At 60.5% G+C, this 13,622-nt stretch carries 15 protein-coding genes; 7 read left to right on the forward strand and 8 right to left on the reverse strand.

The features are described 5' to 3' along the window. Positions 1–2 precede the first annotated feature (2 nt). Positions 3–779 carry a class II glutamine amidotransferase gene (locus tag AAEZ10_RS13355; RefSeq protein ID WP_024012022.1) on the reverse strand — a complete coding sequence of 259 codons (777 nt, stop codon included), beginning with the start codon at positions 777–779 and terminating at the stop codon, positions 3–5. A gap of 15 nt (positions 780–794) precedes the next feature. Continuing rightward, the gene (locus AAEZ10_RS13360; protein ID WP_016771225.1) at positions 795–1,292 is read right to left on the reverse strand and encodes a hypothetical protein; all 498 of its coding nucleotides are present in this window, start codon (positions 1,290–1,292) and stop codon (positions 795–797) included. 234 nt (positions 1,293–1,526) lie between these two features. Here AAEZ10_RS13360 and AAEZ10_RS13365 point away from each other — a divergent pair, with 234 nt between their 5' ends. Both AAEZ10_RS13365 and AAEZ10_RS13370 read left to right on the forward strand, forming a co-directional pair. Then, entirely contained in the window at positions 1,527–3,581 is a 2,055-nt protein-coding gene (locus AAEZ10_RS13365; RefSeq protein WP_350569548.1) for a S9 family peptidase, read from the forward strand. Between the two features lie 238 nt (positions 3,582–3,819). Next, the gene (locus AAEZ10_RS13370; RefSeq protein ID WP_016771227.1) at positions 3,820–4,293 is read left to right on the forward strand and encodes a cyclic nucleotide-binding domain-containing protein; all 474 of its coding nucleotides are present in this window, start codon (positions 3,820–3,822) and stop codon (positions 4,291–4,293) included. Here AAEZ10_RS13370 and AAEZ10_RS13375 read toward each other — a convergent pair. Further along, positions 4,290–4,574, reverse strand: coding sequence for a hypothetical protein (locus AAEZ10_RS13375; RefSeq protein WP_073472916.1), 285 nt, complete (start codon positions 4,572–4,574; stop codon positions 4,290–4,292). The two genes, AAEZ10_RS13370 and AAEZ10_RS13375, sit on opposite strands and share 4 nt — an antisense overlap. A gap of 80 nt (positions 4,575–4,654) precedes the next feature. Here AAEZ10_RS13375 and AAEZ10_RS13380 point away from each other — a divergent pair, with 80 nt between their 5' ends. The 4 genes from AAEZ10_RS13380 (at position 4,655) to AAEZ10_RS13395 (ending at position 6,822) form a co-directional block, all read left to right on the forward strand. Then, complete coding sequence (locus AAEZ10_RS13380; RefSeq protein WP_350569550.1) at positions 4,655–5,341, forward strand: spermidine synthase; 687 nt, start codon at positions 4,655–4,657, stop codon at positions 5,339–5,341. A 49-nt stretch (positions 5,342–5,390) separates the two neighbouring features. Then, the gene (locus AAEZ10_RS13385) at positions 5,391–5,762 is read left to right on the forward strand and encodes a YajD family HNH nuclease (RefSeq protein ID WP_007944009.1); all 372 of its coding nucleotides are present in this window, start codon (positions 5,391–5,393) and stop codon (positions 5,760–5,762) included. Between the two features lie 130 nt (positions 5,763–5,892). Beyond that, positions 5,893–6,363, forward strand: coding sequence for an RNA methyltransferase (locus AAEZ10_RS13390; RefSeq protein ID WP_046816778.1), 471 nt, complete (start codon positions 5,893–5,895; stop codon positions 6,361–6,363). An 81-nt stretch (positions 6,364–6,444) separates the two neighbouring features. Beyond that, positions 6,445–6,822 carry a YgaP family membrane protein gene (locus AAEZ10_RS13395; RefSeq protein ID WP_016771231.1) on the forward strand — a complete coding sequence of 126 codons (378 nt, stop codon included), beginning with the start codon at positions 6,445–6,447 and terminating at the stop codon, positions 6,820–6,822. Positions 6,823–6,942: 120 nt separating this feature from the next. Here the strand turns inward: AAEZ10_RS13395 and AAEZ10_RS13400 are convergent, their stop codons facing one another. From AAEZ10_RS13400 to AAEZ10_RS13420, 5 genes are all read right to left on the reverse strand, one after another. Beyond that, the gene (locus AAEZ10_RS13400) at positions 6,943–7,392 is read right to left on the reverse strand and encodes a YcgN family cysteine cluster protein (RefSeq protein ID WP_016771232.1); all 450 of its coding nucleotides are present in this window, start codon (positions 7,390–7,392) and stop codon (positions 6,943–6,945) included. A 252-nt stretch (positions 7,393–7,644) separates the two neighbouring features. Continuing rightward, positions 7,645–8,577 carry a D-2-hydroxyacid dehydrogenase gene (locus AAEZ10_RS13405; protein ID WP_073472920.1) on the reverse strand — a complete coding sequence of 311 codons (933 nt, stop codon included), beginning with the start codon at positions 8,575–8,577 and terminating at the stop codon, positions 7,645–7,647. A gap of 105 nt (positions 8,578–8,682) precedes the next feature. Further along, on the reverse strand, positions 8,683–8,976 hold the full coding sequence (locus AAEZ10_RS13410; protein ID WP_041478850.1) for a YcgL domain-containing protein: 294 nt from the start codon (positions 8,974–8,976) through the stop codon (positions 8,683–8,685). Next, a complete protein-coding gene (gene rnd / locus AAEZ10_RS13415) occupies positions 8,973–10,106 on the reverse strand; it encodes a ribonuclease D (RefSeq protein WP_071174688.1) in 1,134 nt (377 codons plus the stop codon). The genes AAEZ10_RS13410 and rnd overlap by 4 nt, the downstream gene beginning before the upstream one ends. A gap of 163 nt (positions 10,107–10,269) precedes the next feature. Beyond that, complete coding sequence (locus AAEZ10_RS13420; protein WP_122746544.1) at positions 10,270–11,919, reverse strand: phosphoethanolamine transferase; 1,650 nt, start codon at positions 11,917–11,919, stop codon at positions 10,270–10,272. 403 nt (positions 11,920–12,322) lie between these two features. Between AAEZ10_RS13420 and AAEZ10_RS13425 the strand changes: the two genes are divergently transcribed. Then, the gene (locus AAEZ10_RS13425) at positions 12,323–13,495 is read left to right on the forward strand and encodes a cyanate transporter (RefSeq protein ID WP_350569555.1); all 1,173 of its coding nucleotides are present in this window, start codon (positions 12,323–12,325) and stop codon (positions 13,493–13,495) included. The last annotated feature ends 127 nt before the right edge of the window (positions 13,496–13,622 follow it).

Consider the following 13,622-nt stretch of genomic DNA (forward strand, 5'->3'; position numbering starts at 1 on the left):
CCTTATTCGGTCTTGCCCTGGCTGACGCATTCGCCGCGTCGCCACAGGCTCCATTGGCCCGGTTCGTAGCGGGTCCAGGTTTCATTTTCGGTCAAAGGCTCGGTGGCAATCACCGTGACCACGTCGTTGGGCGTGGTTTCGGCCTGGAAATCGACGATCACATCGACATCCTTGAGCCGCGCCGGGCCGAACGGTGCGCGGCGGGTGATCTGAGCGAGTTTGGTCGAGCAGTAACAGAACAGCCAGTCGCCGTCGCTGAGCAGGCAATTGAACACGCCCTTGCTGCGATATTCAGCGCAAGCCGCGACCAGATCCGGCAGCAGCACTTCGATATCGACCGGCTCGGGGAAGGCTGCGCGTACCCGGTTGAGCAAATCGCAGAAGGCCGCTTCGCTGTCGGTATCGCCGACCGGGCGGTAGAAACTCTTGATCGGAGTGAAGTCGGCGAGTTGACCGTTGTGCGCGAAACACCAGTTGCGCCCCCACAGTTCGCGGACGAACGGGTGGGTGTTGGACAGGCAGACCTTGCCGACATTGGCCTGGCGGATGTGGCCGATGACCACTTCGCTCTTGATCGGATAGCGCTGCACCAGATTGGCCACTTCCGACTCGCTGCTCGCCGCCGGGTCCTGAAACAGACGCAAGCCGCGCCCTTCGTAGAAGGCAATGCCCCAGCCGTCGCGGTGCGGGCCGGTGCGGCCGCCGCGCTGCATCAGGCCGGTGAAGCTGAACACGATGTCGGTCGGCACGTTGGCACTCATGCCCAGTAATTCACACATGTGCGGACTCTCGGGTTACAGACGCGGCTCGACCCGCATACGCTGCGGATTGTTCGGTACTGGCGGGCGGCCGTAGCGGTCGTCACCGGCGCCACCGAATGGCTGATCGTCGTCGCGCTCCTCGGCACGGGCCGCGGCCTTGGCGGCCTCGGCGCGTTCACGCCGGGCTGTCGAGGCGCGCTCGATCGGCAGGCGGATCAAGACGAAAACCAGATACACCCCGAAGGCGATCATGCCGTACATGAACAAATCGGAAACCGCGCGCCAGGCGTTGTTGCCGACCTTGAACAGCATGTCCAGGGCGGTGATGGCGATGGCCGGTGCTACTTTGGCCTTCACCGGATCGACGATGGTCGGGCTGAACAGCAACACCGCCATCAGCACACGCAGCGGCTCGCGCAGCCAGCGCCACATCCAGGTGGTCAGGCGCATCCATACCAGCAGGCAGCCCACGGCGGCAAAGGCGTAAAGGCCCCAGGCGATCAGATAGTCGTTCTCGGTCATGGTGTCCATGGCAAGGCAGGCAAATAGGCGCTTATAGTAACGACTTTTCGCCCATGCGGCTTGTCCCAATACCAGACGGCCACTGTTATCCCTGTGGGAGCGAGCTTGCTCGCGAATGCGGTGTGTCATTGCAGCAAAAGTCATCTGCCAGGACGCCTTCGCGAGCAAGCTCGCTCCCACAGGGCTCTGCGGCGGTTTCAAAATACGCGAAACCTTTATCCGAATATTGTCCGAGAGCCTTCCATGCCCCAATCCGCCAATGTCATGACTGCCCCGATTGCCCAGCGGGCGCCCGGCGCCGACCCGTATGCCTGGCTGCAGGAGCGCGACACCGACGCGGTGCTCGACTACCTCAAGGCTGAAAACGCTTATCAGGAAGCGCAAACCGCCGATCAGGCCGAGCTGCGTGAAAGCCTGTTCAATGAGATCAAGGGCCGGATTCTCGAGACTGATCTGTCACTGCCCTCGCCTTGGGGCCCTTATCTGTATTACACGCGCACCACCGCCGGTGACGAATACGCCCGGCACTACCGCTGCCCGCGTCCTGCCGACGACAGCCTGACCCTCGATGAAAGCCGCGAACAATTGCTGCTCGACCCGAATGCGCTGGCCAATGGCGGCTTCTTCTCGCTCGGTGCTTTCAGCATCAGCCCCGATCACCAGCGCCTGGCCTACAGCGTCGATGCTTCGGGCGACGAGATCTACACGCTGTTCGTCAAGGAGCTGTCCAACGACAGGGTCAGCGAACTGGAATTCGAGGACTGCGACGGCAGCATGACCTGGGCCAACGACAGCCTGACCCTGTTTTTCGGTGTGCTCGACGACACCCATCGCCCGCATAAACTGTTCCGCTATCGCCTCGACGGCACTGCCGCCGAAGAGGTTTTTCACGAGCCAGACGGGCGGTTCTTCCTGCATTGCTACCGCGCCAGCTCCGAACAGCAATTGCTGCTGTCGCTGGGCAGCAAGACCACCAGTGAAGTCTGGGCGCTGGACGCCAATCAGCCACATCTGCCATTCAGCTGCCTGGCGCCACGGGTCGAAGATCACGAATACGACGTCGACCACGGCCTGCTCGCTGGCGTCTGGACCTGGTTTATCCGCACCAACCGCGACGGCATCAACTTCGCCCTGTATCAGGCCACGGACACTGGCGTGCCGCCGAGCGAAGCCGACTGGCAGAACCTGATCCCGCACAACGATGATGTGATGCTCGACGGCGTCAGCCTCAACGCAGAGGCGATGACCTTGAGCCTGCGCGAAGGTGGCCTGCCGATCATTGAGGTTCACCCGCAGGACCAGGCGTCGTATCGCGTGCAGTTGCCCGATGCGGCCTACAGTCTGCATGTGCAAAACAGCCTGGAATTCGACAGCGATCGCATTCGCTTGCGCTACGAAGCGTTGAATCGCCCGGCCCAGGTGCGCCAGTTGATTCTTGCCAGCGGCGAGCAAACGGTGCTCAAGGAAACCCCGGTACTCGGCCAATTTGATGCCGACGCCTATGTCAGCCAACGCCTATGGGCCACCGCCCCGGACGGTACGCAGGTGCCGATCAGTCTGGTGATGAAACGCGAGATGGTCGGTAAACCAGTGCCGCTGTATCTGTATGGTTATGGCGCTTACGGTTCCAGCCTCGATCCGTGGTTTTCCCATGCACGCCTGAGCCTGCTGGATCGCGGCATGGCCTTCGCCATCGCTCACGTACGCGGTGGTGGTGAATTGGGCGAAGCCTGGTATCGCGCCGGCAAGCAGGAACACAAACACAACACCTTCAGCGACTTTATCGCCTGCGCCGAGTTTCTGATCCTCAACGGCATCACCACGGCGGAGAAACTGGCGATCAGTGGCGGCAGCGCCGGTGGTTTGCTGATCGGCGCGGTGCTCAACCGGCGCCCGGATCTGTTCGGCGTAGCGATTGCCGAAGTGCCGTTCGTCGACGTGCTCAACACCATGCTCGACCCCGAGCTACCGCTGACCGTCACCGAATACGACGAATGGGGCAACCCGGAAGAACCGGACGTCTATGATCGGATCAAGGCTTACGCGCCGTACGAAAACGTCACCGCGCAGGCTTATCCGCCACTGCTGGTGATCGCCGGCTACAACGACAGCCGTGTGCAGTATTGGGAGGCGGCCAAGTGGGTGGCGAAATTACGCGCAACCAAGACCGATGACAACGTGCTGCTGCTCAAGACCGAACTGGGCGCCGGGCATGGCGGCATGAGCGGGCGCTATCAGGGATTACGTGACGTAGCGCTCGAATATGCATTTGTGTTCAAGGTTTTGGGCCTGGCCTGAGGAACTCCGTCGGTCACTTGGGTCTTAATTCCAGACCCATTGTGGCGAGGGGATTTATCCCCGTTGGGCTGCGAAGCGGCCCCAAAACCTGCAAACTCAGTATTTCTGAAGCACCGAGTTGGCAGGACTTGCGACTGCTGCGCAGCCGAGCGGGGATAAATCCCCTCGCCACAAAAGCCCGTTCCTACGGGATCCGTGTATAGCCTTGAAATGTGAAAACAATAAAGACCGCACCGACATGTCAGAACCGACCTTCCTGAACAACGAAATCCGCGACTGGCTGATGGACTGTGGCCTGTTCGATCAATTGCAGCTGGCCGACTTTGCGGCCGCTTCCGGTTACTTCAGCATCAGCACCGTGGCTGAGGGCGAGGCGATTTTTCGCGAGGGTGATGCCGGCAGTTTCATGTGCATCATCCACACCGGCCAGGTCGCCGTGCAGAAAACCGGCGCTGACGGCCAGGTGATCACCATGGCCACCCTGCGCAGCGGCCGCGCCTTCGGTGAAATGGCCGTGCTTGATGGCGAGCGCCGTTCAGCCACGTGTATCGCGGCGAGCAACTGTCAGTTGCTCAATCTGGGCAAGGACTCGCTGGAAAAAATGCTCAACGACGCACCGAAAATCGCCGCAAAGATCATCCGCGCCCTCGCCGTCTCGCTGTCCAAACGCCTGCGCATGGCCGACGGCCAACTCGCCGCGCAACAGGTTTAACCGCCGGGGGATTTGACCTTGTTGCCGTTCGGCTCGATGCCCGGCACCGGTTGATCCTTGCTCGGCGGGCTGGGCATTTCGATCGGTACCAGCGGTGGGCTGCCGCTGCCGGCGCCCGACTTGGGCAGGGTGATCGGGGGGATCTGCGGATACGGCGTCGGCGTCGCGGTGCCGGGCGAACCGGGTTGCGGCGTCGGGCTGACCGGAACGCTCTGCTGGGCCTGCACCGCAGTAATCGCGAGCGCGGCCAGGGTAATGACCGTTAGAATGGTGCGCTTCATCAAGGGCTCCGTTTGGCCTCTAGTCTGTGCTCAGGCTACTCCCAACGCGCCTGCTTGCCTTCCCCCCTTTAGAGATTTCCATGAAACGTTTCGTTCTGCTCGACACCACCCCGATCCCTGAAAACGGCGGTGCCCTGTGCCTGTTCGAGTATGGCGAGGACTTCGTCATCAAGATCCAGGGCGGCGACGGCGGGCAGTTGATGAACACGCGCATGCACGGTTCCGAGGACGCACTGGCCGAGATTCCCTGCCGCAAGGTCGCCGGCCGGCCGAATTCGCGGGTGTTGATCGGAGGCCTGGGCATGGGTTTCACCCTCGCCTCGGCACTCAAGCACCTGGGCAAGTCCGCCGAAGTGGTGGTCGCTGAGCTGGTGCCCGGCGTGGTCGAGTGGAATCGCGGCCCGCTCGGGGAAAAATCCGGTCGGCCATTGCTCGACCCGCGCACGGTGGTCCGCATGGAAGATGTGGCCAACGTGCTGCAAAGCGAGCCGAACGGTTTCGACGCGATCATGCTCGACGTCGATAACGGCCCTGAAGGCCTGACTCAAAAGGTCAACAGCTGGCTGTATTCCGCCGCTGGTCTGAATGCCTGCGCCAAAGCCCTACGCCCCAAAGGCGTGCTCGCGGTGTGGTCGGCCAGCGCCGACCGGCAGTTTTCCGACAAATTGAAGAAGGCCGGCTTCAAGGCCGAAGAAGTCCAGGTCTTCGCCCACGGCAACAAGGGCACCCGCCACACGATCTGGATTGCCGAGAAGCTCAAGGGCTGAGCTAAACTCTGCGCATAACCGTCATCAGTCTTTCTGCAAAGGTGAACCCATGAGTTCGTCCACCCCCACCAACACGTCGAAGCTGGACCGCATCCTCGCCGACAACCAGCGCGACAAGGAAATGGGCTACCGCGACAAGGCCCTGAAAATGTACCCGCACGTCTGCGGTCGCTGCGCCCGTGAGTTTTCCGGCAAGCGCCTGAGCGAACTGACCGTGCACCACCGCGACCACAACCACGACAACAACCCGCAGGACGGCTCGAACTGGGAGCTGTTGTGCCTGTATTGCCACGACAACGAGCACTCGCGCTACACCGATCAGCAGTATTTCGGCGAGGGCTCGCTGAGCACACCAAAAATCGCCAAGGCCACGCATAATCCGTTTGCGGCCCTGGCTGGCCTGATGAAAAAAGAAGATTAAAAGCAAAGATCGCAGCCTTCGGCAGCTCCTACACGGTGTACGCCATTAGACTGTAGGAGCTGCCGAAGGCTGCGATCTTTTGATCTTATCCCCGTATAATCGCCCTCTTTTTCCCGAAGGCACCCCGCTCGTGGCAGACAAACGGTACAGCTGCATTGGTTTGTATAACCCCAAATCACCGGAGAACGTCGGTTCGGTGATGCGCGCCGCAGGCTGTTACGGCGTAGCGTCGGTGTTCTACACCGGCAAGCGTTATGAACGCGCCGCCGACTTCGTCACCGACACCAAACGCGTGCACTACGACATCCCGCTGATCGGCATCGACGACCTGAAAAAAATCCTCCCGCTCAACTGCGTGCCCGTCGCCGTGGAGCTGGTCGACGGCGCCCGGCCGCTGCCCGAATACACCCACCCCGACCGAGCCCTGTATATCTTCGGCCCCGAGGACGGTTCGCTGGATAAAGAGATTCGCGACTGGTGCGAAGACGTCGTGTACATCCCGACCACCGGCTGCATGAACCTCGCCGCCACGGTCAACGTCGTGCTCTACGACCGCATGGCCAAAGGCCTGAACACCCGCTCCGGGCCGAAATTCCGCTGAAGCGTCGCACATTTGATGGAACAAGCTGACCGCCCTGGCAGTCAGCTTATCTATCAATCGCACCCTGCCTGGAGATAGACCATGAGCGAGCTCAAACGCGTAGAACGCATCGAATCCACCCCGTTCCAGTCGCCTTCGCACAAGAACGTGCATGGCTGGGAGCGCGTCGGCTCGTTGACCGGCGGCGTGCTGATGGTCGGCAAGGGCCTGCGCCGTGGCGGCGTGTTCGGCCTGATTCAAGTGGCGCTCGGCGGCATGGCCGTGGCCCGTGGCATTACCGGGCACTGCTCGGCGAAAAGCCTGCTGGAAAAAGGCCGTCAGGACATGAGCAACGTGCGGGCGAAGATCGAACGCGCCGGGGAAGAGCTGAGCAAGCTGAAGACCAATGCCGAAGTGGCCACCGAAACGGCAACCGTTACCGGCAATGATTCGCTGGTCTCGCCGAAGGCCGGCGTCTGAGGCTTTAAAGCAAAAGATCGCAGCCTTCGGCAGCTCCTACACGGAATCACGTTTTCCATTGTTGAGCTGCCGAAGGCCGCGATCTTTTGATCTTTACGGGTTCAACAACCCACCACCTCATCAGCCCGCGCGAAAAATCAGATGATCTTCCCAGTCATCCTCCGGCACGCTGCCTTCGGCGAGCATGCGCCCTGACTGGGAAATCCGCTCATGGTGCACCGCATCGCGGTCGCCACACACCAGGTGATGCCATAACGGCAGATCCTTGCCCTCGCTGACCAGACGATAACCGCAGGTCGGAGGCAGCCATTTGAATTCTTCCGCCTGACCCGGCGTGAGCTGAATGCAGTCCGGGACAAACTTGATCCGGTTCGGATAATCGCTGCACTGGCAGGTTTTCAGATCCAGCAGTTTGCAGGCGATGCGCGTGTAATAGACGCTATTGTCTTCTTCGTCCTCGAGCTTTTGCAGGCAGCACAGACCGCAGCCGTCGCACAGCGATTCCCACTCCTCGTGATCGAGTTGATCGAGGGTTTTGCGTTTCCAGAACGGTTCGACTATGGCGGCCATGGCTCGAGCATCAACATCAAGGTGGTGAAAAGGCCGCCAGTCTAGTGCCAGCGGGCGCAAGGGCCAAGCGCTGGCGACTGTCGGTAAATCCGCTTGTCAGCGCCAGCGCCGCCCACTGAGCAAACTGGTGGCTACCCTTTGAAACCAATGTGGGAGCGAGCCTGCTCGCGAAAGCGCTGTGTCAGACACGCTGTTGTCGACTGACACGCCCTCTTCGCGAGCAGGCTCGCTCCCACAGCGAAATCGGGTGAGTCAGTAACCGCGGGTGAAATCCACCTCGCCGCGCAAAGCCTCACCCGCCTCGTACGCTTTCAGGTTCTGCACAAACAAATCCACCATCAGCGCCGGCGAGGTCGGCGCCGAGCTGTGCCCGGTCAGCAGCAAGCCCCACGCGGTCCAGAACGGATGGCGTTGCGGCAATGGTTCCTGACGGCAGACGTCGATCACCGCGCCGGCCAGGTGCCCTTCTTTCAAAGCTTCAACCAGATCAGCATCGACCACCGCGACACCACGCCCGGCGTTGATGAACAGTCCGGTCGGTTTGAATTGCTTGAACAGCGCAGCGTCGTAGATATCGTGGGTGTGTTCGGTGTTCGGCAGCAGATTGACCACGTAGTCCACCTCGCCCACCAGTCGCGGCAGATCCGCCAGCGCGCCGACTTCGACAAACGGCGCCTGTTCGCGGGCACTGCTGGCGATGCCGTACAGCTCGACGCCGAACGGCCGCAGAAACTGCGCAACGCTCTGGCCGATGTCTCCGGTGCCGACGATCAGCACCTTGCGCCCGACCAGACTCTGGCCGCTGCGGTTGTCCCACTTGCGCTCGACCTGGCTGACCAGCCGCGCCAGCACTTCGCGTTCGTGGCCGAGGATGTAGGTCAGCACGTATTCGGCCATGACCTGACCGAAAATCCCCACGGCGCGCGTCAGGCGATAATCGCGGCGCAGGCCGTCGGCGAGCAGCGGCGTGATGCCGGCCCAGGTCGATTGCAGCCATTGCGGTTGATGGCCCTGGCGCAGCAGGGTCGCGAGCAGATCCGGCTGGCCCAGCCACACCGGGCAATCGGCGGCTTGCCGCGCCAGTTCGGCGGAGTCGCCGCTGGTCAGGACTTCAAGCTCGGGCAGTGCCTGACGCAGCAGGCGGGCGTATATCGCGTGGTCGTGTTCAGCAATCAGAACGCGCATCTTCAAACCTTTCGCAAACCGTGCAGACAGCCGCCGGGTTGGGGCCGGCCATCGCGGTAAAAACAGTTCCAGGGTTAACCGAGGCCCAGGACAGGGCCTCGCGGGTCAGACCGGGTCGTTGCGTCGCAGCAACTCTTCGGGCAGGTGCTCGATGTACTCGTCCTCGGCCGGCGGCATTTGCAGGTGATAGCCCTGCTTGTCGAGGTTTTCCAGGACCACGGTGATGTCTTCGCTGGCCAGTTTGCGCTCGGGCGACAGCACCAGATCGAAGGAATGCTTCGCTTTGCCAAAAGCCGTCATCAGCGCTTCCGGCACGCGCTCGAGCGCATCGCTCTTGAGCACGTAGAGATACATGCCGCTGCGCTTGGAGCTTTGGTAGATGGAGCAAATACGTTTCAAGGCTGTTCTCCGGCGGTGGCCAGGCTATCGAGCAGCTTCTGGCCGAGCAATTCGCGGCGCCAGCCACGCAGCGAATCGGGCAATTGGTAAGGACCCTCGGGGAAGCCGCTTTTGACCAGGGCTTCGAGGGTTTTCTTGCGCAGCATCAGTTCCGGGGCAATACCCAGGCGTTCGGCCTCGGCCTGACCCAGCGCGCGCAGTTGTTTGATCAACGCAGCGGCTTCGATCGGCAACGGCTCGGGCACTGCCGGCGGCCATTGATCCGGCCCCACACTGCCAGAGCGCTTGATCAGATCAAGCAGAAACTGACCGTCCTGACGTACGGTACGCGGGTGCATGTCTTCGATCTTGCCCAGCGCCGCGAGGTTATCCGGCTGCGTGCGGGCCAGGGGCCACAGCGAGTGTTCCCGAACGATGCGGTTGCGCGGCAAGTCGCGGGCGCGGGCTTCTTTTTCGCGCCAGGCGCACAGCTCACGCAGCACGGCCAGTTGCGCACGGGACAGCTTCCACGCCAGTTTCGCCTCGCGATAGACCTCGTACGGATCGGTCTCGCGGCGCAGGTTGGCGACCAGTTCGGCGCCATCCTCCAGCACCCAGGCGAACTTGTCGGCGGACAGCTTGGGGCGTAACTCGACGAACACCTCGGCCAGATGCACGGCGTCTTCGGCGGCATAGCTGATCTGGGTTTCGGACAGCGGGCGCTGCAACCAGTCGGAGCGGGTTTCGCCCTTGGGCAGGTCGATGCCGAGCACCTCCTGCACCAGACGCGAGTAGCCCATCGAAAAACCGAGGTTCAGATAGGCGGCGGCCAGTTGTGTGTCGAACAACGGCGCCGGCAGGCTGCCGGTCAGGCGCAACAGCACTTCGAGGTCTTCGCTGCAGGCGTGCAGGACTTTGAGCACCGCCGGGTTTTCCAGCAACGCTGCCAGAGGTTGCCAGGCGTTGATGGTCAGCGGATCGATCAGGTAGGCGCGTTTGCCGTCGCCGATCTGCAACAGGCCGGCAATCGGATAGAAGGTGTCGACCCGCATGAATTCGGTGTCGAGGGCAACGAACGGCAGCTGCTGCCACTCGGCGCAAAACTGCGCGAGGCTTTCATTGTCGCGAATCCAGTGAATATCGATAGCCACACGGCTCTCCCTTGAAGAATGGCGCGCAGTATATATCGCCACCGACGATTTACGCGCCTTTGAAGGGCAAGAGCTGTAAGGAAATGTCTTGCCTGTCAGCAAGAATAGTCTGACAGCAGAAACAGAAAGGCCCCTCGCATTGGCGCGACGGGCAGGAAACGCTTCACTGCTTGGCCAACACGCCGTCGATCACCGCGCCACGACAGCCGGCAAACATGTCCAAGGCAGGTTGATAGACGCTGCTGCGCACTTCCAGCAGGCCGAGCATCGAGTGAAACAGATTGTCCTGGCTCAGCGGTTTGTCCCGGCTCAGTTGCAGGCAATGGGTGTCGACCGAATAGGCCTTCTGATAGCTGTCGGAGAACCACGCCAGCATCGCTACATGCTTTTGTTGCTCAGGCGCCAGCATATAAGGCGTGCCGTGCAGGAACAGGTTGTACTCGCCCAGCGATTCGCCGTGGTCCGACAGATACAGCATGGCGGTGTCGACTTTGTCCTGATTGCTGCGCAGCACATCGATCAGGCTCGCCAGCACATGGTCGGTGTACACAAGGGTGTTGTCGTAACCGTTGACGATACTTTCCCGGCTGCAATTGTTCAGCGCGTTACTTTCACAGACCGGAGTGAAGTGTTCGTACTCCTTGGGATAACGCTTGAAGTAGTCCGGGCCATGACTGCCCATCTGGTGCAGAACCAGCACGGTGTCCTTGTCCAGATGATCGATGAAACTTTGCAGACCTTGCAGGAGGATTTCATCGCGACACTCGCTGTTGGCGCATAACGCAGGGTCCTGCAACTTGCTGACATCCTGCACCGTGACGCGGTCGCAAGTGCCTTTGCAGCCGGACTGGTTATCGCGCCAGATCACATCGATGCCGGCACGCTTGAGCACATCGAGCAAGCCTTCTTCATTCCTGGCCTTGCTGGCGTTGTAATCCTTGCGGCCCATGTTGGAGAACATGCACGGTACCGAGACTGCGGTTTCCGTGCCGCAGGAATGCACGTCAGTAAAAGCGATCAGGCCAGCCTCTTTGTCCAGTTGCGGGGTGGTGTCGCGGTCATAACCGAGAATGCCGAAGTTCTGCGCCCGCGCACTCTCCCCCACCACCAGCACCGTGAGGGATTTGCGTGGCTGTAGCTGCAGGTCGGGATTGCGCTGGGCATCTTCGCCGATCTTGATGAACGGCTGCTGCGCCGAGACGACTTGCTCTTGCAGATAACCAATGGATGCGCCGATGTAATTGCTCGGCACCAGCATCAGGCGAATTTCGTGGTGATTGCGAAACAGCGACGACAAGCCTTGATAGTTGGCCAATGCCACAACGCCGATCACCGCCGCCGAGGCAACACTGACAATAACTTTGCTGAACAACTCACGATGCCAGCGCCGATAATTGACCGGTACTTTCCACAACAACAAACACGGCAAAATACCCAGCAAGAGAATATAAGCGAACAACTTCAACGAGAGCAGATCACGCACTTCCGTCACATTGGTTTCGGCAAAGTTGCGAAACATGCCGGCATCGATCATCACGCCATATTGGCTCATGAAGTAAGCCACGCCGGCGCTGACTAAAAACAACAGGGTCAATAGTGGTTTAAGCAGTGGCCGGAAAGCGAATAACGTCAGGACTATGTTGAACGCGGCAAAGATCATCACGCCAAACGCCACGCGCATGGCGATGCCCTTACCATCGGCGGCGGTGATCTCGAACAGATGTTGCCAAAGCACCAGATTGAAACCGAGCAACAAAAAGGCGCTGGCGAACAACGTCACCCATTCCGGGCGCACGGCTTTTAACTTCAACATGATGAGTGACTGTTCCTGAAAAAAGAGCCTCGTCAAGTGTGAAAATTTCATTCACCGAGGCATGCCAAACTTTAGGCAGCCACGGATCAATTTTTCGTGAAAAAGATGCTAACGATTAGTTGCCTCGGAGTACGAACGTGAAAGTTTTCGAGTATTTGAGAATGGTTCAGGTTTTATTCAGTTTCAGGCACTTCGCAATGTCTTCTGTGGGAGCGAGCCTGCTCGCGAAAGCGCAGTGTCAGCAAATGAATGTCTGTCTGGAGGAACGCATTCGCGAGCAGGCTCGCTCCCACATCGGGACAGGGGTGTTATCGAGTTTTTAGGTCTGGCCCGGCATTTTCTGATTTGCCGATGCGCGCGTCGCGACGCCTAATCATCAGCTCCTGCATTCGAAGGCCCGCTGATGAATCACACCCGCCCCGCCGCTTGGCTGATGCTCGCGATCATCCTTGTCGCACTTAATCTGCGCCCATCAATGGCAGCCATCGGGCCGCTGCTGTCGGCGATCCGTGGCGATATACCGTTGAGCTTCACGCTTGCCTCTCTGCTGACGATGCTGCCGGTGATGGCCATGGGACTGGCGATGTTCTTCGGCCTGAGCATCAGCCAGCGCCTAGGCGACCGACGCACGGTGCTGCTGTCGCTGTTGATCATCGGGCTGGCGAGCCTGTCACGGCTGTTTATCGATTCGGCGGCCGAGCTGATCGTCAGCGCGATGCTGGCCGGCATTGGCATAGCCCTGATTCAGGCATTGATGCCGGCGCTGATCAAATCGCGCTTTGCTGACAACGTGGCGTTGTGCATGGGCGTCTACGTGACTTCGATCATGGGCGGCGCCGCGATTGCCGCATCGTTCGCGCCGCTGGTGATGGTGCAGACCGGCAGTTGGCGCGTCGGGCTGGCCATCTGGGCGGCGTTGGCACTGGTCGCGTTGCTGGTCTGGTGCTTGCAGCCCGCGCAAGCCATATCGACAGTGACCAGGCGGGAGTCTTTCATCACGCGCCCTCGCGCCTGGTTGCTGGCGATTTTCTTTGGCCTCGGTACGGCGTCCTACACCTGTGTCCTCGCCTGGCTCGCCCCGTACTACATGGAAAAGGGCTGGAGTGAACAAAACGCCGGGCTGCTGTTGGGTTTTCTTACAGCGATGGAGGTCATTTCGGGGCTGGTAGTGCCGGCGATCGCCAATCGCAGCCGTGATCGGCGTGGGATATTGGCGGTTCTGCTGTTGCTGATCATCGCCGGTTTCTGCGGGCTGAATCTCGCCCCGCTAACTCTGGCCCTGTTATGGCCCTGTCTGTTGGGGCTGGGGATTGGCGGTCTGTTTCCGATGAGCCTGATCGTCGCTCTGGATCACTGCGACGAGCCGCAGCGCGCCGGTGGCCTGACCGCGTTTGTACAGGGGATCGGTTATCTGATCGCAGGACTATCGCCACTGTTGGCAGGGATGATTCGCGATCGGCTGGGCAGTTTCGAAGGCGCGTGGTGGGCGTTGACGGCGGTGATGGTGATCATGCTGCTGATGGTGATGCGCTTCGACCCTCGCCACTACGCGCGCCACTTGCCTCGCCCGGGCTAGAGGCCTCTGGCCATCTTTTGCGCACGAAATCAGCAACGTCGTGTTGCTAAAAGTTTCTGTCCCACATGTGTCCGTGAAATGTCCTACAAGGGTTTCTCCTGGCACCATCGTTCCGTTAGGATCGTAC

The sequence above is a fragment of the Pseudomonas sp. H26/SER47-MNA-CIBAN-0231 genome (genome assembly GCF_040310465.1).
Classification (GTDB): Bacteria; Pseudomonadota; Gammaproteobacteria; order Pseudomonadales; family Pseudomonadaceae; genus Aquipseudomonas; species Aquipseudomonas atacamensis.